At 37.7% G+C, this 22,478-nt stretch carries 16 protein-coding genes; 8 read left to right on the plus strand and 8 right to left on the minus strand.

Annotated elements, in window-relative coordinates; genetic code table 11:
- Positions 1 to 18: 18 nt before the first annotated feature.
- Entirely contained in the window at positions 19 to 3,735 is a 3,717-nt protein-coding gene (locus tag XM47_RS15385) for a TonB-dependent receptor domain-containing protein (RefSeq protein ID WP_048694446.1), read from the minus strand.
- A gap of 763 nt (positions 3,736 to 4,498) precedes the next feature.
- On the opposite strand from XM47_RS15385, the gene XM47_RS15390 reads away from it, so the two are divergent.
- Positions 4,499 to 5,107 (plus strand): GntR family transcriptional regulator, encoded by a 609-nt coding sequence (locus tag XM47_RS15390; protein WP_048694448.1) that lies wholly within the window; start codon positions 4,499 to 4,501, stop codon positions 5,105 to 5,107.
- Between the two features lie 19 nt (positions 5,108 to 5,126).
- On the opposite strand, the gene XM47_RS15395 is transcribed toward XM47_RS15390, so the two are convergent.
- Positions 5,127 to 6,014, minus strand: coding sequence for a LysR family transcriptional regulator (locus XM47_RS15395; RefSeq protein WP_048694450.1), 888 nt, complete (start codon positions 6,012 to 6,014; stop codon positions 5,127 to 5,129).
- 151 nt (positions 6,015 to 6,165) lie between these two features.
- Between XM47_RS15395 and fdhD the strand changes: the two genes are divergently transcribed.
- The 3 genes from fdhD to XM47_RS15410 are packed head-to-tail and all read left to right on the plus strand — an operon-like array spanning position 6,166 to position 9,898.
- Complete coding sequence (gene fdhD / locus XM47_RS15400) at positions 6,166 to 6,897, plus strand: formate dehydrogenase accessory sulfurtransferase FdhD (protein WP_053084589.1); 732 nt, start codon at positions 6,166 to 6,168, stop codon at positions 6,895 to 6,897.
- 14 nt (positions 6,898 to 6,911) lie between these two features.
- Positions 6,912 to 9,230 (plus strand): FdhF/YdeP family oxidoreductase, encoded by a 2,319-nt coding sequence (locus XM47_RS15405; RefSeq protein ID WP_048694456.1) that lies wholly within the window; start codon positions 6,912 to 6,914, stop codon positions 9,228 to 9,230.
- A gap of 5 nt (positions 9,231 to 9,235) precedes the next feature.
- Positions 9,236 to 9,898 (plus strand): HAD family hydrolase, encoded by a 663-nt coding sequence (locus tag XM47_RS15410; RefSeq protein WP_048694457.1) that lies wholly within the window; start codon positions 9,236 to 9,238, stop codon positions 9,896 to 9,898.
- 83 nt (positions 9,899 to 9,981) lie between these two features.
- Here XM47_RS15410 and XM47_RS15415 read toward each other — a convergent pair whose 3' ends face one another.
- From XM47_RS15415 to XM47_RS15440, 5 genes are all read right to left on the minus strand, one after another.
- Positions 9,982 to 10,293 carry a hypothetical protein gene (locus tag XM47_RS15415; RefSeq protein WP_048694459.1) on the minus strand — a complete coding sequence of 104 codons (312 nt, stop codon included), beginning with the start codon at positions 10,291 to 10,293 and terminating at the stop codon, positions 9,982 to 9,984.
- A 185-nt stretch (positions 10,294 to 10,478) separates the two neighbouring features.
- Positions 10,479 to 13,121 carry a hypothetical protein gene (locus tag XM47_RS15425; RefSeq protein WP_048694465.1) on the minus strand — a complete coding sequence of 881 codons (2,643 nt, stop codon included), beginning with the start codon at positions 13,119 to 13,121 and terminating at the stop codon, positions 10,479 to 10,481.
- Entirely contained in the window at positions 13,118 to 13,396 is a 279-nt protein-coding gene (locus XM47_RS15430; RefSeq protein ID WP_048694467.1) for a hypothetical protein, read from the minus strand. Before XM47_RS15430 ends, XM47_RS15425 begins: the two co-directional genes overlap by 4 nt.
- Before the next feature lie 57 nt (positions 13,397 to 13,453).
- The gene (locus XM47_RS15435; RefSeq protein ID WP_048694469.1) at positions 13,454 to 14,146 is read right to left on the minus strand and encodes a protein kinase domain-containing protein; all 693 of its coding nucleotides are present in this window, start codon (positions 14,144 to 14,146) and stop codon (positions 13,454 to 13,456) included.
- Between the two features lies 1 nt (position 14,147).
- On the minus strand, positions 14,148 to 14,735 hold the full coding sequence (locus XM47_RS15440) for an ECF-type sigma factor (RefSeq protein WP_048694472.1): 588 nt from the start codon (positions 14,733 to 14,735) through the stop codon (positions 14,148 to 14,150).
- Positions 14,736 to 14,987: 252 nt separating this feature from the next.
- Between XM47_RS15440 and XM47_RS15445 the strand changes: the two genes are divergently transcribed.
- The 3 genes from XM47_RS15445 to XM47_RS15455 all read left to right on the plus strand — a co-directional run bounded on the left by XM47_RS15445 (position 14,988) and on the right by XM47_RS15455 (position 18,398).
- Complete coding sequence (locus XM47_RS15445; RefSeq protein WP_048694473.1) at positions 14,988 to 15,755, plus strand: PEP-CTERM sorting domain-containing protein; 768 nt, start codon at positions 14,988 to 14,990, stop codon at positions 15,753 to 15,755.
- Positions 15,756 to 16,122: 367 nt separating this feature from the next.
- A complete protein-coding gene (locus tag XM47_RS15450) occupies positions 16,123 to 16,701 on the plus strand; it encodes a sigma-70 family RNA polymerase sigma factor (protein ID WP_078061934.1) in 579 nt (192 codons plus the stop codon).
- The gene (locus XM47_RS15455) at positions 16,698 to 18,398 is read left to right on the plus strand and encodes a LamG-like jellyroll fold domain-containing protein (protein ID WP_048694476.1); all 1,701 of its coding nucleotides are present in this window, start codon (positions 16,698 to 16,700) and stop codon (positions 18,396 to 18,398) included. The genes XM47_RS15450 and XM47_RS15455 overlap by 4 nt, the downstream gene beginning before the upstream one ends.
- A gap of 143 nt (positions 18,399 to 18,541) precedes the next feature.
- On the opposite strand, the gene XM47_RS15460 is transcribed toward XM47_RS15455, so the two are convergent.
- Positions 18,542 to 19,372 carry a heparin lyase I family protein gene (locus XM47_RS15460; protein WP_048694479.1) on the minus strand — a complete coding sequence of 277 codons (831 nt, stop codon included), beginning with the start codon at positions 19,370 to 19,372 and terminating at the stop codon, positions 18,542 to 18,544.
- A gap of 624 nt (positions 19,373 to 19,996) precedes the next feature.
- Between XM47_RS15460 and XM47_RS15465 the strand changes: the two genes are divergently transcribed.
- Positions 19,997 to 22,378 carry an alpha-L-rhamnosidase-related protein gene (locus tag XM47_RS15465; protein ID WP_048694481.1) on the plus strand — a complete coding sequence of 794 codons (2,382 nt, stop codon included), beginning with the start codon at positions 19,997 to 19,999 and terminating at the stop codon, positions 22,376 to 22,378.
- Positions 22,379 to 22,478: the final 100 nt, after the last annotated feature.

Genomic DNA, 22,478 nt, shown 5'->3' on the forward strand with positions numbered 1-22,478 from the left:
GCCCACATTTAATTATTCTTAAAAGTTAACTCGAACGCCTAATCTGTATGTTTTACCTACTTTATAATTTACATAGGTGCGTGATTTAGTCGCATCGCCATCTAGCGGGTTACCTTCGTTGTACATTTGATACTCGTAACCAGCTGCATTGTCAGCGGCTACACGTAATACAGGTAAGGTACGGCTAGTAAAGTATTGACGGAAGTTGTCATCAGTTAAGTTAACCGCTTGGAAGCTAACTGAAACTGTGTCATTAACTTTATAATTAATTGAAAGATCTAAAGAATCACGGCCTTCATTCCATAAAGTACCACTTTTCCAGTTACGACCGCGAAGTGCTGTATTCCAGTCCATTCCGACTAATGAATCAGACGTTCCACGATAACTTAAACGAACTGAGTGACCATCTTTTTCCCAGAAACCTGTCATGTTATAGCTATGCTCTGGTGTATCTTCTACAGGGTACTCAACTTCATCAGCTGAAGTCGTATCATATTTACTGCTTTGATATGTGTAGTTTGCAGATAAACCTAAACCGCTAAATATGCCTGGCAAGAAGTCATAAGTTTGAGAATAACCAAGTTCAACACCTGTAATTTTAGCGCCGTCACCGTTCACTCGCTCATTAACCTCAAACGTATCACATAACACGTCTAAGTCATCACTTAAACCAATTGCATTATCAGGTCCTGTACCGAATGGATAATCAGCAACCGCTTTTAATCCGAAGCAACCTTCTAAATCAGCGTCGTTTTGGTCTTCAAGCGTAGCTTCCGCTAATCGGATAGAATTAGGATCTAATTGACCCTCATCTTCTCTAAAATCACGAATATGATATAAACCCGAATTAATAGTTTCAAAGTTAGTCATATTTTTGTGATATACGGCCACACTTAACATGCCTGTTGGATTGAAATACCACTCCAAAGAAATATCTAAGTTTTTAGAAACTAGTGGGTCCAATTTAGTATTGAACATGTCAATTTTACTGCCCACATTTGAATCTGTACCAGACCAATAAGGTGATTGATTTAATTGGAAACCAGGTCTTAATGAATCAATCTCAGGCCGAGTCATAGTTTTTGACACAGCAAAGCGACCAACTAACTCGTCAGAGAATGCATAGTTTAAATTTAAACTCGGTAATAAATTAGTATACGTATGGCTGTTAGATGCAGGATATGCTGAAACTGTTTTATCCTGTACTTGATTAGCAGTAAAGCCCGTAGTATCAAACTTGCCTGGCGTAGATGTATTATCAAATGTTATCTGAGCTGCCGTATCACTTAAGTTACCAAATTCAAAGAAGTGCGTACCACTAATGTCAGCATGACGCCACATTGAGTTCCAATCAACAACAGGCAAGTCTTCTGCACGTTTACTTAGTTCTGGCCAATCTTGTGGGTAAACAGTTGCTGACGGATCGACACTCTTAATATCAAACCAATCAGCATATTCTTTATCATAGCATGGACCCGCATCTGGAATTCGAGTCCAAGTAGCTGGATCTGTCCCAGCACTTGTATCCCAACCATAGCCATCAACTCGACCAAATTTTTTCACATATCCTGGCGTGTCATCAGTATAATTCGCATCTGGACATGCAGGTAAAGAACGATCTCTTAACTCTTTTAACTTAATCATGTCGAATTCACGAACTAAGTTAGTATCTCTATGTGTATACCAAACGGCACCTGCTGAGCCTTTAGACTCAACATCTGTGCGAACATAGCGAACACCTAAGTCACCTGTTAAGCGGCCATCCAGTAATTCAAAGTTAGTTTTAAAATATAAGGCTTGGCTATCGATATTGGTTAAACGTGTCTCAGTATCGTCAACATTAATTACTGTATCTTGAGCACTTAATACTAGGTCACGAGCTGTTTTAATATCAATTGGAGTTAAACCGTTAGCGACAGGGTCGTCGCCATACCCTAAATTTTCCATGAAATTATCAACCCCTAAACCGCCTGGTTTAGCAATTAAATCCGCACGGATATCGTTCAGGCCACCTTCTTGAATGATAAAACGTTCACCTGTAATAGGATCTTGGAATACAGCAGTCTGCGTTGCAGAGTTAAACCTATACTCTTGATTATCAACAAATTTTTCTCTTTCAGCTAATTTTAAGCCAAATTCAAATGATGTAATCGGGCCTAATTCTTTGTACCAATCAAAATCTACTTGGAAATTATTAGCTGTATCTTCAACCGTACGACCTTTAGTTTGTATAAATCCTAAGTGAAAGGTTTTAGTGTCAGATGGGTTAAAGCCTGTTAATACATTCGTATTATCATACCAACCTGGACGAGACACACCTTCGCTATCAGTGTATGGAGCATTAGTGATATTTTCGCCTAAATCACTCACAGTATCGCCTGCAACTAAACGACATAAGCCGCTTGTACAGTCATAACCAGTCGCAACTATATCAGCGCCTGCTCTGTATAATAATGGGCTATTTATTTGGTTAAAATTTTGCATATTGGTATATGCATTATTCGGAAGACTGTTAGATTCACTTTTCGAGTGACCTAATTTCACACTCATTTCTAAGTCATCGGTAATAGAGTGTTTAACATCTAAAATAGCACTTAAATTAGATTGCTCGTCGCCTCCATCGGAACGAATTACATCACCTTGACCAAAACGGCCTATGTTTTTAGTAATGGTTTTTGTATCTGTATCAACACTAATCCAATCAGCAAATGGGTCAGTAAACGGGGATTCATACTCATCTCTTTGTGATTCAGCAGAGTAGTTTGGTGTATTTAAATCGCCTTCAACAAAACCCGCACTAGAACCAAATCGAGTTTTAACTGCATCAAACGTTTTAACATAATCTTGTTCACTGTAAGTTAAATCAAAATTAACTTCTGTCGCATCACCCGCAAGCCATTGAACGCCTAGGGTTAAGCCTGTTCGGTCTGATTCATTGCGGTGTAATTCATAGAAAGTTTCGTTTTGCGTGATACCACGTACATTATTTAGTACATTGCCATTTTGATCGGTCGCAGCAACAAAATCTAAGGACTCTACAAAGTTACCAACACGGTATTGATCTCGACGGACTGAGTTCGTTTGATTGTAAGCAGATACAACTAAACCTAATGTGTCGTCTAAAAATTTATCTGTGAAAGTAAATTGGATTTTATGATCATTTTCTTCAGCTAAATCATTGTAACGACCCTGAATTTGTAATGTTCTAATGTCATCTTTTGTATTCAGAGGTTTTACTGTCACTAAGTTAACACTACCACCAAGTGAACCTTCATCGTGATCTGCACTTGAAGTTTTAACAACTTCTAAACGAGATAAGATATCCGCTGAGAACGAGCTTAAATCTACAGCTTGGCTGAAATCTGTAGAGGTCAATGTTTGACCATTTAACGTAATGTTATTTTGCTGAGCTGTCGCACCACGAATTGTAACTTGTGATCCTTCACCATCTCGGCTGACAATTGACACGCCGGTTACACGACCTAAAGCATCTGCAATATTTTGGTCTGTGTTTTTACCAACATCTTCTGCATTAATTGTATCCGCAATATTTTTTGAGAATCGCTTGTCATTAATTGACTTAGCAATACTGCCTCTCATACCAGATACTTCAATGACTTCGACTTCTTCTTCACTATTATTATTATTTTCAGCTGCATGTGCTTGCATACTAATGCTCGCCATGACTGCTAACGAAAGCGCACTTAAATTGAATCGTTCTCGTGTTGTTGACATCTTTTATCTCCACTAAGGATTACACATTTCACCCTGTTATATGACTCAAGCACATAACTAAGCTTTTTCAAGCAAACTACCCATCGAGATCGTGCTCCTGATTACTCACATAACCGAACGCGACACATATAGTATATTGTCAACAATTAACTTAAATCAATATAAATTCACAAATTAATCACAAATCATTTTCTTTTTAAAGTATTTAAAAAATAAACAAACAAAAAATATATAAGATTTACAGTTACTTAATTTAATTATTTGTATGAATTTAACGCAATAAAGATTTCCACTAATTTTGTTAATTTAGTATTTTCGGCACGAAAATTAGACGAATCTAATAATTTTTTTTTAAAAAAATAGAAAAAAATTTATATGATATTTTGTTATTAGGACTAGGTTTTAAGTACAAAAAGGAATATCAATCAAATTAGAAGTGTAAATTTAGATTAAATTCTTTAACTAACTTAAGGGTATTTTTGAATGTGAACTTGCATTTTTTAACAAAATAGTTAACAGTTAACTAAATAGAGAAAGTACAGGGAGTATCTAATAATTAACATTTTACATAAATATCATATAGTTAAATCTTAATCAGATTTAACTGTTGTTTTTTTGTTAATAACATATATATATTTGGAAATATAAATTAGATAAATATAGAAAATTGTCGCAAAGCAATATTAAACTCTTCGCTATCAATTGTTTTTCGTTTACAATCGACCATATATATCAATTATCATATGAATTGGAACTGAGTAAGATGAATAAAACTAACAAAATAGTCCCTGTTCGTGAGCAAATTGCAGATGCTTTAAGGTCAGACATTATCTCTGGCGAGCTAGAGTCAAATACTAAGCTCAACGAACAACAACTAGCCGAACGTTTTGGCGTTTCTCGTGGACCTATCCGAGATGTATTATTAAAGCTGACTAAAGAAGGATTATTAGTTAGTAAAAATAACATAGGCTCATCAGTCAGCAGTCCGTTATCACCAGAAATGCAAAAGTTAAACGTTGAAATTCGTCGTAAAATTGAAGAATTTGCGATTAAAAACTTAATGTCAATTGTGACAGAAAAGCATTTAAGCGACCTTGAACTCATCATAGAACGTATGCAAGAGCATTTTGACCGTGAAGAATTTACTGAGTTAACTAAAACAGATGTCGAATTCCATCAATATTTAGTTAATCTAGCCGGCGGCGAAGATTTAACTAATATATGGTATCCAATTGTCATGCGTATGCGTATGAACTATAAGCGAATTAAAACGTCACAAGCGCTTGTAGATGAGCATAAGCATATCATTAATGGCATACGCAACGATGATGTTAAAGAAGCCATTGCTGCTTTAAGAAAAAATATAAAGTAGCCATACCTTATCTTCTCCATTAGCTTTGCTGATATTCATCTAGCAAAGCTAAAAAAGCCTTTGTTGCAGGTGTCATACTTGTCTTACGTGTAATAAAGGCTGTTTTACTTAATTCCCCCCCTACAATTTCCAGATAAGTTAATTGAAACGCCTCTGCTATGGCTTTCGCACTACTTAGGCTTATAATCGCTCCACCTAGCCCTTGTTTAACCGCTGTCGCTAAACTCAACATACAATCAGTTTCCAATACGAGTTGTATTTTAATTTGATTAGTTTCAAGTGCTGTATCTATTAGTTGCCTAAACTTCATATTTTCACTGAGTAGGCAAATTTTTTGTCCATCCAGCTGAGATAATGAACAAGTTTCAAGATCCGCAGTAATCGACTTTTGATTAGTAATATAGGCTAAACGATTTTGGCAAGTAGCAATGAATTGATAAGCGCTAAAGCTAGCCTCATTTGGCGGCACAAAGCCGAGTCCTATGTCTAAAGCGTGAGAGTCTAATTCTTGGTAAATTTGTTCATTACTCATTACCCTCAAAACCAGAGTGATATTAGGGTATTTATGATTAAAGCGCTTAACGATTGAAATAATATCTTTATCAGATTGAGGCACTACGCCTAGTTTTAACTTTCCGCTTAACTCACCAGATTTAACCGACAGCGCTTGTGTTAGAGCTTGTTGTTCAAACAAGATTTTCTCCGCGTGACTTAATAAAATTTTACCTTCATCCGTTAAAGCCAAAAACTGGCTGTTTCGGATCACAAGATCTGTGTTTAACTCTCGCTCCAAGGCAGAAATACTTGCAGATAAAGTAGGCTGAGTAATGTGGCAAGCTTTAGCGGCCTTTGCGAAGTGCTTGTGCTTGGCAAGTTGATGAAAATAATTAAGCTGCTTTAAATTCATTTACAATAACTATTAAAGTTAATTTAACGATAGATTAATACTATCACGGAATAAAATTGTTTAATTGGACTATTGTTAACAAATGACTAATATAAAGGCCTAATTGACCTTACTAACAAGACAAAATTTGAAATCAAACCCAGCCCCCATAATGAAAATTAACCACCTAGTCGATGAAGTCGCTGCGGCTATTAGTATTAATAGCATCAACTATGCCGTGGTCATGTTAACGCCGGATGATCTAGAAGATTTTGTCGTGGGCTTTTTATTTAGTCAGTCTGTGATTAAAAATAATCATGATATTCATGATATTAAGGTCGAAAATACTAACCTTGGCTTGCTAATTAATGTCGATATTGCCAATCGGTGTAGCTCACAATTAAAGCAGCAAAAACGTCAGTATCCAGCAGCTGCTGGTTGTGGTATCTGTGGCTTAGAAGCATTAGAACAAGCCTTTCCCAAATTAAATCAACTAGCACCTAGTGAAGCGCTTGAATTTACAGATCTAGTCGCTTTAAGGCGGCAAATCCAAACCTTTCAAGTTAAAGCTAAGCAGAGCGGGGCAATCCACGCAGCATTTAATTTGGATGAACAGACTAATATAACGGCATGTCGTGAAGATATTGGCCGGCACAATGCTTTAGATAAGCTTATAGGTCATAACCTAAGATCAAATCAACAAATTAAATCTGTATTAGTCACAAGTCGATGTAGTAGTGAGCTAATCCAAAAAGCGATTTTGGCAAAAATTAATAATTTAGTCAGTCTAGCTTCCCCCAGCCAGCTTGCGGTCAATATGGCAATAGAACATGGGTTAAATCTAATTCACATTCCTAAAGTAGACGCGCCAATTTATTACTGCCGCACAACCCTTAGTCAATAAACAGGTAATTAAATATGTCTGATAACATAGAAAAACCAAGTAAAGCAGGCGGTTTGGCTTCGGTACAGTCAACCATAAAACATGTTTTACAAAGTAAAAGAGCAAAAGATAATATTAAGAACCTGCTCAGGATGAATAAATCAGGCGGCTTTGATTGTCCTGGTTGCGCTTGGGGAGACAGCAAAGAAGGACATCTACAATTTTGTGAAAATGGTGCCAAAGCAATCGCTTGGGAATCAACAGAGAAAAAAGTAGAAGCTGATTTTTTTGCCAAGCATAAAGTGAGTCAACTTAGAAAACAGTCCGATTATTGGCTGGAATACCAAGGCCGGCTAACTCAGCCTATGTCTTATAACAAGCAAACTGATCATTATGAAGCGATCAGCTGGGCCGATGCATTTGAGCTCATTAGCCGTAAACTAAATCAACTCAGTTCACCGAATGAAGTCGAATTTTATACCTCAGGTAGAGCCAGTAATGAAGCTTCATATTTATATCAATTGTTTGGCCGAATGTTTGGAACAAATAACTTTCCAGACTGTTCAAACATGTGTCATGAAGCCAGTGGCGTGGCATTAAATCAGGCCGTAGGGGTTGGTAAAGGTACTGTTGTTTTAGACGATTTTTATCAAGCAAGTGCTATTTTTGTGTTTGGTCAAAACCCAGGTACAAACCACCCGAGAATGATGAACGCGCTCAGAAAAGCGGCCAAAAATGCGTGTAAAATTGTCAGCTTTAATAATCTAAAAGAGGTCGCATTAGAAAAGTTTGCTAGTCCGCAAAGCCCAACCGAATTATTAACCTCTGCCGCTACTAAAATTAGTCACTTATACCTTACCCCTATTCTTGGCGGTGACATGGCAGCGCTTAGAGGGATGGCTAAACACATTTTTGAGCAGCATAACCAAGCGATTAATACTCAATTTATCGAACAACATACCCATGCTTATCAAGCTTACCAGCAAGCAGTTAAGCAAACCTCTTGGCAATCAATTGAAGCGCAATCTGGCTTAACAAAAGCCGAAATACAGCAAGCCGCGGATATTTTTATTCAAAGTGACAAGGTGATTAGCTGTTGGGCAATGGGCATTACTCAACATAGCCACTCGGTAGATACAATTAAAGAAATCGTCAACCTGCATTTGCTTACCGGTCAAATTGGCAAACCAGGCGCAGGTTTGTGTCCAGTTCGAGGTCATAGTAATGTTCAGGGCAATCGCACTATGGGGATAAACGAAAAAGCGCCACTCGATTTTATTCAAAGCTTAGAGAATTTCTACGCGACCGAATTGCCTAAACAATCAGGACATAATGTGCAAGCGGCGTTAAAAGCCTTACATGAAAAAAGCAGCAAGGTTTTAATCTGCCTAGGTGGCAATTTAGCATCGGCGGCGGCAGACACAGAATATACTCATCAAGCCATCACAAACAGCGAGCTAAACGTTCAAATTAGTACCAAACTCAATCGCTCACATTTGCTCGTTTCAGACCAAGCCTTAATTTTACCTTGTTTAGGTAGAACCGAAATCGACATGCAAGCAACTGGCCCCCAGCAAATTACCGTTGAAGATACCTTTAGCATGGTGCATGCCTCATCTGGTCTAACACCGCCGATTTCTGAATTATGTCTATCTGAAACTGCTATTGTCGCGAATATGGCTCATGCAACACTTTCAGAAAAGACAGGCGAGACATCAATAAACTGGCTTCACTTAATTGAAGACTACAGCCGTATCCGAGATCTAATCGCAAAGACCGTCACAGGCTTTGAGGACTTTAATCAAAAGATTACCCAAAAACATGGATTTCATTTAGCAAATTCAGCGGCAAACTTAACTTGGCGAACACAAAATAACCGCGCCCAATTTAACCCTAGCGCTTTGCCAACATCGATTTTGGCGGACTGTTACAGCCAGCAAAAAAAGGTTGCCAATGACAAAGCATTTTTTATGCTTCAAAGCCTACGCTCACACGACCAATACAATACGACAATATATGGTTTAGACGACAGATATCGAGGTATCAAAGGTCAACGCAATATCGTTTTTATTAATCCTGATGACGCCAAAAAATTAAACTTAACTGAATCTCAACTCATTGACATTCACTCAAAATGCGACCAAGGTATTAGCAGAAAGGTCACTGGGTTTAGTCTCGTTTTTTATGATATTCCAGCCGGAAATTTAGCGGCTTATTACCCGGAGACTAACCCTTTACTTGCAATTGATAGTGTAGGTAAACAATCATATACTCCAACTTCTAAATCGATTCCAGTGACCATATGTGAGTCAAAAGACCATTTATCTATACAAAACCAAACCAGTCAGGAATAAACAGAATGAAACCAATAAAAGCCGTATTATTTGATAAAGACGGAACCATTTTTGACAGTGAAAAAATGTACTGTGATTCTTGGGTTGAAAGCGCTAAAGCCTTTAATCAGCATTTTACTGCAAAAATGTATGATGATTTTGTTGGCGTCAGAGCAGTTGAATGCTATGCACGGGCGCATAAAATGTTTGGCGAAGACTTTCCTATGGAAGAATTTATCGCGCACAATCGTGCATATATAGATCATCAAAAAAGCTTAGGCTTACCACAGAAACCTGGATTTTCAGATTTTTTTAGTCAACTAAAGCAACTCAATATGCCTATTGGGTTAGTCACCTCTAGCGTGCATGACGCAGCCGTACTTAGCTTTACAAAAACAGATTACATGGATGAATTTAAAGTGTTTATCACCGGCGATTTAGTCACCCAGGCAAAACCAGCACCTGACTGTTATTTAATGGCCTGTGAGCAGCTAAAACTTAATCCAGAAAATGTATTGGTATTTGAAGATTCATCAGCAGGTGTTGCCGCCGCGACAAGTGCAGGTTGTCAAACTGTAGCCATTCCAGATTATCTGCCTGTCGATAAACAATTACTAGGTAAATGCATCCATGTGTTAGAAAGCTTTGAGCAAGCTCATTTTTTAATAGACAGAATCTCTACTCAATAATTTATCCTTGAACTCACCTAGGTGGGAAAGGGCAGAATGTAAATGCCCTTTCCAGTGCAGTGTTAATAATTCTGTCTGCTAGATTATTCAGACAACCTTAAGGCGGCTTCTAATATTTTTTTCTCTTGTGGTGAAAGATCTGACAATGCTTTTTCAAGATTTTTTTGGTAATTTCTCAAAGAGGCAGAATCATTTTTGATTGCGGCATCCAGTGTTTTTTCGTACTTAACAAGTAAGTCATTCACTTTTTGACTGTTTTTCAAGTTTTCTTGGTGCCCTGAATAGCCAAACCAAAGCAATCCACAAACTGCGATCCCGACATAGGCATTTAACTCGAATGAAAATTTAAACATGGACTTTTTCTCTACATTACTCGTGTTCGTTTCATCTGACATAACTTATTCCTTAATCATTACCCATTTAATCTTAATCCGCTCTAGTGTGTGAACAGCTTGATTGACCTCTTCTTGTAATTCTTGATTCATCGACTTAAAAGCGAAATAAATAATCGAAAACATAATCAAAAGAAAAACCAAATCAATGAAGGTATTTTTAATCCAATTCAGTCCATATTTAAACATTACAAAACTCCTTTACAGTTATCTATTTGCTTAAAGCTGAGATTATTAGCCGTAATCGTTTCAGCAAATGAACTTGTTGAAACTGTTGGCACAGCAAAACATTGATAATCATCAGACCGAGTTGTCTGCACTAAAACTAAATTCTCATAGCCCATGGATTTCAAGTTATTAATGGTTGCTAATAAGTGCTTCTGATCATTCAAAAGCGTTACCATAGATTTTTCAATTTTATTTAACAGTGATTCTTTAAAAATAGACCCGTTTGCCATACTCAAAAAATATCCGCCATCGCCGTAATTATTAACAAAACTTTCGGCTAAACTGGATATATCAGGGTTATAGAAATACTTTTGTTCCGCGAGTAAAGCTAAATCTCTATTTTCTAGAAAATTAGGGACTGTGACTTTAGACACTTTGTTATTCGTTAAATTAACCCCAAAGAAAGCACCAATACTATGATCTCGCTTGAGGATAGTTACATTCGCGTCAAATTCTTTTTTATCACTCACCCAAAATAAAAAGTCGGAGAGCATCCAACTTGGGACTTGATAAAACACTGAATTAAAAATTTCATCATAAGAACTTAAGGCTTTAAACACAGAATCCGTAGAGCTAATTTTAGCTATCTTTTCGCCTTCATTATTGAGATAAAATTGAGGTACAACCAAACTTGAAACAAACTGTAAAAAGCCATGATTTCTATATTTAAGATACAAACCACTCTCTAAGTCTAAACCACGGCCAAAAACTAAAAATTTTAATTCCTCTTCATCACTTTTGATAGCTAATGAAGTTTCATCTTTAACATTTTCTGCAAAAGAATTCATAATTTGTGCAAAGCTATTTTCTTCATGCAGGGAGTCATACACAGGAACAATAAATACCACTGAAACTAAACTAGATAATAAAATTATGTATGGCAATCCGTGCCATCTAAAACGACATAATTGAATCAAAGTTTTCAACATTAAGACAAAAATAGCCGTAAAACTAATAGCGACACTAAAAGGCAAAACGACAGATAGCTTCAGTGCATCGACACCTAATTGATACAAAGATCCACCCGGAGCAAAAGCAGAGGCAGCAGCAGTTGAAGATATCATTCGAATAAATGAAATATTATCTTGTTGTGCTATCCATTTTTTTAAATACTCGCTTTCCGATAAACCTGGCGTAAACTCGGATATGTAATATGAGCCAAGTACTCGTTTTGCTTCTTTATTTACATTTTTGTGTGTCGCAAAACCAACCCTATCTAAACCAGACTCAAATATTGAAAGCTTGGAGGTTGTTTTGTATTCATCCCAGATATTTTTTGCTTCAGTTTCATATTTCTTATAAAGAAATTCTGCAATTGCAGATACCTCGTGAACTTGCCAATTATCAGGTAAAGTAATCCCCTGCTGATTAAATTTTTTAATCAGTAATTTACGTGCATCTTCCGAAACAACAAAAGTATCAAAGGTTTCATGCTCTCCAACACCATAAGCAGCTTTCAACCAACGTTTACGGCCAGTAGTAAGCATAGCTAATAATCGGTCATCAGTGTCTATTATCCCCATAAAGAAGACATCTTCGGGGAGAACATTAACACCTATATATTGGCCACTTTCATACTTGATGTTATTCAAATCATTAGCATGTGCAGCTCTGATTTGTTGGCGGCAACTATCGTTACATCGGCTAGATTTGAATTGCTTTTTATATTGGCGATGTAAATCTTCCAAGCTTGGGTTTTTTGATAAAGTTTTAAAGTTATCTCTCGCCGATTCAAATTGATAAACATAGGTGTCCCAGCTCGTTTGCAATTCCTTATTTGTGATATCAATTAACTGCAACTGCTCTCTATATATCGCGTCATCATCTTCTAATCGTTCGACCGCTCGCATATAGCGATTGTTCGCTTGTTGATATTTTTGGTATTCCTGTCGATAAAAATCATCGAACCGTCTTAATTTGGGTAGCCCTTCTTTTAAGAAACGCTCTTCTTGGTGACCCGTTAAATATGTATCAGCTAACTGCTCCATGTTACGCTCAATGAGCTGATTAAATTCTGTAGAGATATAGGCTAATGCTGGAATTAACGAGTTAATTAACCCAGCTCTCTGCCCGTCTTCCAACAAAGCATTATAATCATTGGCACCATCAATTTTTATTCGACCAGCTAAGTGACCTTCCTTGTAAATAATAGCCCTCACTGCACTCAACTTGTCATCATTACTGCGAGAGTGAACATAAGAGTCAACCGCAATCCTATAAATGGGGAACAACATAGCCCAAATTAAGATAAAAATAATAATCTTTGACCAAACAATATCCTGACGTAAAAAAGCCAGCGCAGGAAATTGCTTCATAAAGCGGTTATTAAGCTTAAGAGACAGTGCATTAATCTTAGGAAAAAATGAAACAATGACCAAAGCAAGGCCGAAGCTAGATAACAAACGACCAAAAATATCCAAACGTTTTATAGCTTCCGCTTGCTCCCCAAATAATTCACTAACGGGTAATGAATAAAAATCAATCAGCATAAAATTGAGAGACAACTCTAATCCAATATAAATAACAAATATTGAAATAAGCAGTATGATTTTAGTATGGGTATACCAAGAAGATGGCTTGATTTCTGATTGTTCCATTATCATTTAAACACCACAACTTTATCTTTAGCACGGCTTTGAGCGTCACGTTTCCTGTCAATGCAGAATTGATAGTGTTGATCTTGAGGTTTAACGTCCTGACATCTATCTTTTACGACTTTCACATTTTTTGAAATATTTGACTTGTAAGATGAAGGGGCAATTGGGCTACTCGTAATTGCATTAATTTTTTGAGTAGACTTAGAAGGTCCACTGACACAGCTTGATAAAAACAATATAGCGAAAATTAAGCTAAAGTAACGTGAGAGTTTGTAAAACATAAATATACCTTTCTCCTTGGAATTAATAATTTATTGCTTGCTGGAACTCAAAGTGCGCTAATCAACACACCTTGGTTCTGTACTGGCTATATCGAAATCAATAATATTCGCGTTACCATCATGATCCACTAATACATTGTTCAAACTAATATCACCATGTTTAACCCCTTTAGACTCAGCATGTGCTAATGCCTGCCTAAAGGTATGTTCAATTTTTTTCAGTGTTTTCGGTTCTGGATTTGATTGTAAAAAACGATGCAGAGTCTCACCTGCTATATATTCCATTAGTATATTTGGTTCTCCCGTTTCATCAAAACCAACATCAATAAAACTGGCGATGTGCTGGTGATCTAATTTTTCCAGAATTTGTGCTTCGCCTTTAATTGTGACCATTGCATCATCGTAGCTATGTGCTAACGAAAAATATTTCACCGCGACAACTTGCTCAATTAATCCATCGATACGTTCAGCTTTATACACATCACTCATACCACCTTGACCAATCAGTTCGATCAAACGGTATTTTCCATTAATTAAGCGACCTATTCTGTTATCAGGGTCATCCATTTGCATGAGTGGTTCGTAAATTTTTTCAAACAGCAAATCGGAATCTTTTTGCTTGTGAGAAAGCAGATTAAGCAACTTACTAGCTTTTTTAGGGCTATGCTGTACTAGGTTTTTGTAAATTTCAGAGACTTCAGGATTCGGCTCTTTAGAAAGCTCTATAAATAAATCATAAAAATTTGACATATTAATCAACTAATTCGTTAAGATACCACGACTTAGCAAAGCTTAAGTCATTGTGCACTGTCCTAATAGATATGCCCAGTAAATTAGCTATCTCATCTGGCGTTAAACCAGCAAATAAACTTAAATTAAATACCTCAACGCACCTTTCCTTTTCAGCCGCTAAGCTGGTTTCCGCCAGATTTAATTTGGCATAAATATCAGGTACTTCAAAAATATGATTTTGCTCATGATTAAAGTTATCGGCAGAATCTGTCTTTCTTTTTAAACTAGAAGCTTTCCGGTATTGATCATACAACACACTCTTAACCACTTGAGCAATCAAGGTATAAAGTTCTTTCCTTGTACTCACTGTTTGTTCTCTGTGCTTTGATAGTTTTATATAAGCATCGTGAACGATAGTGGTGGTCGTCTGTAAACAAATGTCCAAAGCGGCAGATTTACTGTTTTGTTTGAGTTTTTGTTTTCTAACTTCGTTTTTTATTCTTTGGTAACAGTATGAAAAAATGTCATTAAAAGATGTCGAACTGCCAGATTTCCACTTTACAATTAACTCCGTAATGTCTGGAGAGCTATCTCGTACATCGTTCATTCAGTGACTCTATAAATTCCGTAAAATAAATACAGATTCTATCTTATATGATTCTAATTTTAAGCTTCAAGCACTAAATTTTTATTTATTTATTGCACTTAGCTTTCAAAAATACGTATCTACCACCCGCTAATCATCTTATTAAACTAGAGCAAGTTTAATAATCTCATTGCTACGACTCTCATATTGCAAGCTCCAACAGAGCGCTGAAATAAATAGAGTTTAGTTTTACCACATATAAGGAAAGATAAGATGACTAAAATTAAATTGATTAGCTTAGCCGCATTAATATTTAGTAACGTCGCCCATGCAGGCTTAATCAACAGAGGTAACGGCATGTTATACGACGACGTGCTAGATATCACATGGTTACAAGATGCTAATTACGCCTATACGAGTGGGTACGCCTCAGAAAATAAGCAAGGTTCATTTTTCTCTAGCTCGACACATGACATAAAATCGAATGGCCGTATGGGCTGGGATGCGGCTAACAATTGGGCCGACCAACTTGTATATGAAGGGTTTGACGATTGGCGCTTAACAACCGCAGATCCAACTGATACCAGCTGTGATCCTATATACAATGGTTATGGATGCATTAGCCACCAAAACGAATTATCTTACATGTTTTATATCAACCTTGGTTTACACGGGATCTACGACTCAAATGGTGCAACCGATCCAGAATGGCATGATATAGGTGGCTCTTTAGCATTAACGAACCAATTTAACGATGCAATCACTGGCGAGATCTTACAAATTGATAACCTGATTTCTTCTCATTATTGGACTCAAGACGAATACAGTGAAGGTTCCAACTCCGCATTTAACTTAAATTCGACTTACGGCTCTGTCACTAACTCTCACAAATCTCGTGCTTACTATGCTTGGGCTGTAAGAGATGGCGATATCCTATCGTCTCAAGTATCGAAAGTACCAGAGCCGACTTCTTTAGCAATTTTCTGTGTTGGCATGTTAGGTTTGGCGGCTCGAAAATTAAGCAATCCCAAAGGAAATTAGTTTAACCACTTAAAAAAATGATTTATTTGACCTGAGCTAAAGTATGCCGCTTGCTTGAAGCGGCATGACTAATAAAGCAACTTTACCTTTCTCCCTTTAACTCAACTAACGATATATTTAATGCATCTTCTATGTATCATAAGTCTTTTTATAGATCCGCTAAAAGCCTGTTGCGCTTAACTTTAAACTTGAGCTCATAAAAACAGCTAGTTAAATTTGGTAAAAGAAAAAATCAAAATATGACTCAATTTGATAGGACTTGTTTAGAATATAACTAATAGGCTAGTATACCTCCTCATTTTTTAAACAATATGCACGTTTAATACACTGCCGAGTCATTTTCGATTTACATGTTAAAGGTCTTCGCTTGCCGCTAAACCAATCAAATAAAATACGGTTATCTGAGAATAATCCCTCTAATTTAGCTAGCATTGAGGGATTTGAAGCCTTATTTGAAGCTGATAAAAATCGGCTTTATCGCTATATTTATGCTTCTGTTTGGGATTCCAGTGCTGCCGACGATATTTTTCAAGAAACTAGTTTAACTTTGTGGAATGAGTTTTCTAAATTTGAACCCGGAAGTGACTTTTCTAAATGGGCAACTTGTATTGCATTTAACCGCATTAGGGCCTTTAAACGCAGACAAAATAAATATCAGTTAGGATTAGAAGACGACTTATTACAAGAATTTAGTAATAACCTTTCAATCCTTGAAGAGAATACTGCAGCACAGGAAGTAAAGTGGCGTCATTTAGAGCATTGCTATACTTTGCTTCCCCCTCCAATGCAGAAAATTTACCAATATTTTTATAATCATAACTTGATGGCACAAGAGATTGCTGATCAATCTGGTCGTTCTATCTATGCTATTCGCAAGGCTATCCACAAATTAAGAAAAAAATTATTCGATTGTGTTGAACAAAAAATTAGCGGAGAGAAGAAATGATCAGAAGTGAAAAATTTGCCGCTATTCGAGAAATTGCTGACGCGATAGGCACTAAAACAGCGACTCCCGAACAACAAAAGCAATTATCACAGTTGCTTAAAGGTAACCTTGAAGCGCAACAATTTTTTTATGATTACATGGGAATGCATGCTCAATTACTCTCTGGTGCCGATCGTAATTTAGAATTTTCCTACAAACGCAAAACAGAAACCGCCGTCACAGAAGAGTTTGTCATTAGACGTAAAGACAGCGAAGACGCACTAAACGATATAGCGACATACACAGGCAACCCAAAACAAACAACAGCTATGCCATTAGCAGCATCTTCTAACCAAGATAATAAACAGCCCCCTAAAGCTCCTGCTAAGCTGTTAAAATTGTCGATAATACTCATCACTCTAACCTTTTTGTTATTCTTAGTTTGGCAAATATTTAATCCAAACACTGCGCCGGTTATTGCAGAAATCGAGCAGGGAAAAATTTCAATTATTGGCCAAGGTAGAATAGATAAATCCCAGCTATTTTCGGGCGAATATCAAGTTGATCAAGATTCTAGTTTGATACTCGCCGATGGTGATAAACTGTTCTTAACCGCCAATACCCATATTAAGTTTTTTAATCATAATGAAATACGATTAACCCAAGGAAAATTGAGAATCACTCCAGTAACAAATAATAATATTATTCTGCATGGCTCCAATTTTACCCTACATACAAATGGCGGATTGCTTTCCCTCGACTTAACTCAAGCGCATCAAAACCCCATCATACATAGTGGCGACAATACCTTGTTAATACCCAGCCGATGGCAACCGAAACATTTTTGGAGTTTTGATAGCCAAAGTGATCGTGCGATTGATTCAGCGGGCGGAGCAACAGGCATCCCCTCAACAGGAACCTCCAGAACAGTCGGATTAGTAGGACACGGCGCGTTTATTTTTGATAATAGCGCCAACGCACGTATTGATGTAGGCTCCGGTGGTGGTACAGCACCGGCAACTGGATCTTTTTCGGTGACCGATGGCGTCACCATTGAGGCACTGATTCGTCCAGAATATTCTGGTGAATTTAAAGCGATAGATACTATCTTTCGTAAAGACCGAGGAGATGGTGAACTCCGCATGCTACTCAGCTTTCAGCATGATCAAGGTAAAAACTACCTGCGACCAGAAGGTCAATTTAATGAAAGTTTAAGCTTTGGTCTCTACATTGTCGGTCAAGGTTACCATGAATTAAAACTGCCACTTGATGGGCTCGAAGGACGCCCAACATTAGCTCAGTTGCAACAAGGTGATTTTCATCATCTAGTAGCAAGCTACAATGTAACAACAGGTTTGAAAGCCATCTATATAAACGGTGTTCGACTTGCAAGTTACCAATATCCAGCTGGGTCAAAAATTTTAAGTGGCGGGCCAGGACAAGCTTCGATTGGAAATAATCCAGCAGAATCTCGTTGGGCGATGGAGGCTTTCTCAGGCATTATTGATGAAGTCGCGTTTTACGATTTTGCTTTACCGCCATTTTTATTACAGCAGCATTTTAAAAATGTTCAGCAAGGGCAAAATTACTTTGGTCGACCGCCAAATGCCCAACCACTCCCCAAAACATCTACACTAGAGTTACCTGCGAATGCTGCTGTTGAGCTAGAGCCATTAACTGGCTTACCTTTAAAACGCATACAAAAATCGTACGATTGATATATACCAACTAAAGGAAAAAGAAACGGGAAAAAAGGTGAGGAAAACAGGCTGCCTACAACTCACTATGAAATGTTACCATGGCTGTAGGCAAAACCCCCTTAAGGAAGAGGAGGGATGCATGTATGGTTTGCGTCGTAAACTTACATGACAGAATCTAAGCTAGTCCCCACCTTCATATCATGGTAGTAAGTGTTGACAGCATATTTGCAAGATTTCTTGTTATAAGCGCCCCACTTTGGATAAACAAACTTGCCATCATTAGTCCTATGGAATGCGGTTTTTTTATCATCCGATAACTTCACCTGATATAACTTACTTTGTTTATTATCTAACGCTTGTTGAACGCCATTAAACCAAAACTGAACAATGCCACCAAAATCATTTTTATCAACTTTAATCCGAACTATGAAAGAAACCCACTCACCTTGCGGAACAGCTTTGCGCCACAGCACAGTCCGACGAGCAGATTGCGAAACCTTTCCTTTATAATTCGCGCCAAATGCATTTAAGGTTAACTCACCATCATACTCTAGGTTAAGCGGATAATTTTGGTGATGCGGACTTGCTGATTTCCATTGAAATACCGTGATTTCTTTATCAATTTTGGCTCCATCAAGGGTATCAATTTTCCACTGCCATGAAATATAAAGGTCATCTCCCTCTTTAGGCGATAAAGCATTAACTGTGCCCTCAAAACGCGCAAACTCGGCTCTTTTTCGATTAAGCGGTTTATGTATTTTCCAAATACTTCCCAATTCAGGGTCTTGTGCTATTTTGGCTGACGATGAGGGGACGCCCTTTTCATCACCTCGACTAACACAATAATCTTGAGGATAGTTCCCCGTATCCAGTCTTTTAAAGAAGTCACTGACTTGAGCACTTTTAGTGGGTTCCGCAGACCATATAATTTGTGCTGAAAGCGACGATATATTGAAGGTAAATAAAAATAATATTAACAATAATTGTTTCATGTCCGAGTTACTTCCTTATTAAATGGGTGTTAACAGCAGCACAGTATTCATCCAAAACACTCAAATCAAACTTATTCTGAGATTTTATTATTTTAGTTCAGTTGTAAAGATTAGGGCCGAATTTACTTAACCTTAACTCTGATTATGAAATTAGCCATTCAAATTAAACCATTGATATTATTTATTTTCACAGGTGTCTTTCTTAAACTAGACGGATTTGCGTACGTAATAGCTGGCTATTGCTAACGAATTGAACGTAGTTATCAGGAAAAAGGCCCTCAAAAAAGCACCGAGTTGAGGTTCATTACAGTGGAATGGTTTAAATCACTTACGCATAACCCATCTTAGCGCGACATTAAACTAAGCGAGCTAAGCTACTCTAGTTCTGCTTTCTGCTTTGTTTTTAATGAAGAAAATAACTTGTTGCTCAAACCTAAGCCAAAGATTCACACACCCATGACAGAAACAAATAAAAGAATTTAAAAAATAGGGGTATCAATAGCCAATTAAGGTGACTAAGTCTTATATCTATCAAGATTTTTATGCATATAAAACATAACAGCCAATGACTAAAAGTGCTGAGTGAAATATATGCAGTGCTTATTAAGACATCTAGGACACCAAATGACTAAACGAATAACATTACTCGGGCTGCTTGCCAGCTTATTAACTTTATTTTCTTTACAATCTGCCGCTGTAAAATGGGATGCGGAATGGATTTGGACTAAACAAAAAATTGGCAACCCAAACACTTGGGTTGCACTGCGTAAAGAAGTCGATATCACTGATTTTGACAAGATAGCGACTAATGAAGCAATAACCGCTTATATCAGCGCCGATACTAAATATTGGTTATGGATCAATGGCGAAATGGTGGTGTTTGAAGGCAGCTATACTGGTGGCCCATCGCCAGTAAAAGCCTCGCCTCGTGTTGACGGTTTTCCCATTGCGTCTAATAAATATTACGACCAAGTTGATATCAAGAAATACTTAAAAAAAGGTAAAAACACCATTGCGGCTTTAGCTTGGTATTACGGCGCTAATGGTGACAAAGGCACCCATATTTCGGCGAGAATTGGTGGTTTTATATTTCAGGCTAAGGTGGGTGAACAGCTCATTATTTCTGACACGTCATGGAAAGCTAAACAACATTTAGCTTATCAACCGGTAGCGAAAGAAAAACATCGCCGAGTTGCTGCATGGAGTGTTAATTATGATGCCCGCAATGATATGGGTGACTGGGGTAACGACGCTTGGTATTTACCGGGTTTTGACGACTCTAAGTGGAAAGCGGCAAACAGTGCAAAAAACCCTCCTCGCGCCCCGTTTTTCGAGTTATTCCCGAGTGAAATCCCGCCGTTAAATAACTTCGGTTTAGTCAATTGCACTAACTTCCCTGCGTCCAAATTCCCGTTTATCAGTGACGGTAAAAAAATAAAATGTAAGTTAGATTTTAATAAAAACTTCACGCCTTATTTTGATATTGAAGCGCCTGCGGGCTTAAACATTCACATCAAATCGAATATGCGATTAAACACAATTGAGACCTTTTATACCACTAAAACTGGTCGCCAGCAGTTTGAATCTTATTCTTGGTTAAATGGTCGCATCATTGAATATACCATTCCTAAAGGCGTGACAGTGCACGGTTTAAAATACCGCTGGACAGGTGTAGGTAAGCCTGTTGGTCATTTTGAAAGTGACGATGCATGGTATTCACGTATCTGGCAAATGTCTGAAAACACCCTGTACATTTGTGCACGTGATAACTTTATGGACACCCCCGACCGTGAACGTGGTTTGTGGATTGGCGATGTCGCCGACCAAGCCAGTTATCTATTTTATAGCATGGATAAACCCGGCCGAGATCTTCTGAAAAAAGCGATTAAAGTTACCATGGCCTTTAGTGATTCTGAATCAGGCGTATTCGCAGGCTTAGGTCCGGGACGTTTTCGTGAATTACCAGCACAAAGCCTGCAGTTTATTGAACAAGCCATTTGGCATTATTATTACAATACCGGTGATTTAGAAACCCTCGCCTACGCCTACCCTTATGTACACAGATATATTTCAATTTGGGACAAACAAGACAATGGCCTGATCGTCTTTAGAAGTGGCGCTTGGAAATGGACTGACTGGGGCCCACAAGACACTATTGATTACGATGTGATCCAAAACGCTTTATATTACAGCGCTTTAGTATCTGCTCATAAAATGGCAAAAGCCTTAAACGACAATACTCATATAGCGTTTTACGAAAAACGAATAACAGAGCTTAAACAAGCCTTCCAACAGCACTTTTGGCAAGATGGTTTTTATAGTAGTAAGCCTAACAAGCTCAAAGATGATCGCGCCAATGCCATCGCTATTTTATTCGGTTTAGCAACGCCAGAGCAGTATCAACAAATTGTCAATAACGTATTAATTCCTAATCACTTTGCCAGCCCGCATTTTGAATGGATGATTTATAACGCCATGGCGATTGCTGGCCGTTACGACGACGCGTTAGCGCGAATGAAACAACGTTATGGCAAGCAAGTGGATAACAAAGAACGCTCCACCTTAACCGAGTATATGGACGGTCGTGGCACCGAAAACCACGCATGGAATGCTCCAGCTACGGTATTAAGCCAACATATTGCCGGCATTGCACCCACATCAGTTGCTTGGAAAACTTATGAAATCATGCCAAATATGGCGCACATGAAGCACATCAAACAATCAGTACCCAGTGTACAAGGTGATATTGATTTTGAGATTAAACGCACCGACTCCAAAATTGCTATTAGCTTAACTTCACCGGCAAACACAATAGCCGTGGTCGGTATTCCAAAGCACTATTTCAACATTAAACAGGTAAGCATAAACGGCAAAAAGGTGTGGCAAAAAAACAGCTCATTCTGGTCAAAACCAGAAAAGCTCGATGGCGTTCGGTTTATCGGTGATGACGACAAATACCTAAAGTTTGAAATAACAGAGGGCACTTGGGCAATCAGTGCCAATTAAAACGCCAACACGATGAATAAACTTTAAAAATCGAAACTGAATCAGGCCGTGCTTTGTGTGATGCTTGGCCTTAAAAAATATCAGTTTCATATGAAAGCCT

Source organism: Catenovulum maritimum, assembly GCF_001050375.1.
Lineage (GTDB): Bacteria > Pseudomonadota > Gammaproteobacteria > Enterobacterales > Alteromonadaceae > Catenovulum > Catenovulum maritimum.

What these genes read in the sequence shown, in the direction of transcription:
- XM47_RS15410 (WP_048694457.1), top strand. Translation starts at nt 9,236, where the DNA reads ATGAAACCAATAAAAGCCGTATTATTTGATAAAGACGGAACCATTTTT.
- XM47_RS15440 (WP_048694472.1), bottom strand. Translation starts at nt 14,735, where the DNA reads ATGAACGATGTACGAGATAGCTCTCCAGACATTACGGAGTTAATTGTA.
- XM47_RS15395 (WP_048694450.1), bottom strand. Translation starts at nt 6,014, where the DNA reads ATGAATTTAAAGCAGCTTAATTATTTTCATCAACTTGCCAAGCACAAG.
- XM47_RS15385 (WP_048694446.1), bottom strand. Translation starts at nt 3,735, where the DNA reads ATGTCAACAACACGAGAACGATTCAATTTAAGTGCGCTTTCGTTAGCA.
- XM47_RS15405 (WP_048694456.1), top strand. Translation starts at nt 6,912, where the DNA reads ATGTCTGATAACATAGAAAAACCAAGTAAAGCAGGCGGTTTGGCTTCG.
- XM47_RS15425 (WP_048694465.1), bottom strand. Translation starts at nt 13,121, where the DNA reads ATGATAATGGAACAATCAGAAATCAAGCCATCTTCTTGGTATACCCAT.
- XM47_RS15415 (WP_048694459.1), bottom strand. Translation starts at nt 10,293, where the DNA reads ATGTCAGATGAAACGAACACGAGTAATGTAGAGAAAAAGTCCATGTTT.
- fdhD (WP_053084589.1), top strand. Translation starts at nt 6,166, where the DNA reads ATGAAAATTAACCACCTAGTCGATGAAGTCGCTGCGGCTATTAGTATT.
- XM47_RS15460 (WP_048694479.1), bottom strand. Translation starts at nt 19,372, where the DNA reads ATGAAACAATTATTGTTAATATTATTTTTATTTACCTTCAATATATCG.
- XM47_RS15455 (WP_048694476.1), top strand. Translation starts at nt 16,698, where the DNA reads ATGATCAGAAGTGAAAAATTTGCCGCTATTCGAGAAATTGCTGACGCG.
- XM47_RS15430 (WP_048694467.1), bottom strand. Translation starts at nt 13,396, where the DNA reads ATGTTTTACAAACTCTCACGTTACTTTAGCTTAATTTTCGCTATATTG.
- XM47_RS15465 (WP_048694481.1), top strand. Translation starts at nt 19,997, where the DNA reads ATGACTAAACGAATAACATTACTCGGGCTGCTTGCCAGCTTATTAACT.
- XM47_RS15445 (WP_048694473.1), top strand. Translation starts at nt 14,988, where the DNA reads ATGACTAAAATTAAATTGATTAGCTTAGCCGCATTAATATTTAGTAAC.
- XM47_RS15390 (WP_048694448.1), top strand. Translation starts at nt 4,499, where the DNA reads ATGAATAAAACTAACAAAATAGTCCCTGTTCGTGAGCAAATTGCAGAT.
- XM47_RS15435 (WP_048694469.1), bottom strand. Translation starts at nt 14,146, where the DNA reads ATGTCAAATTTTTATGATTTATTTATAGAGCTTTCTAAAGAGCCGAAT.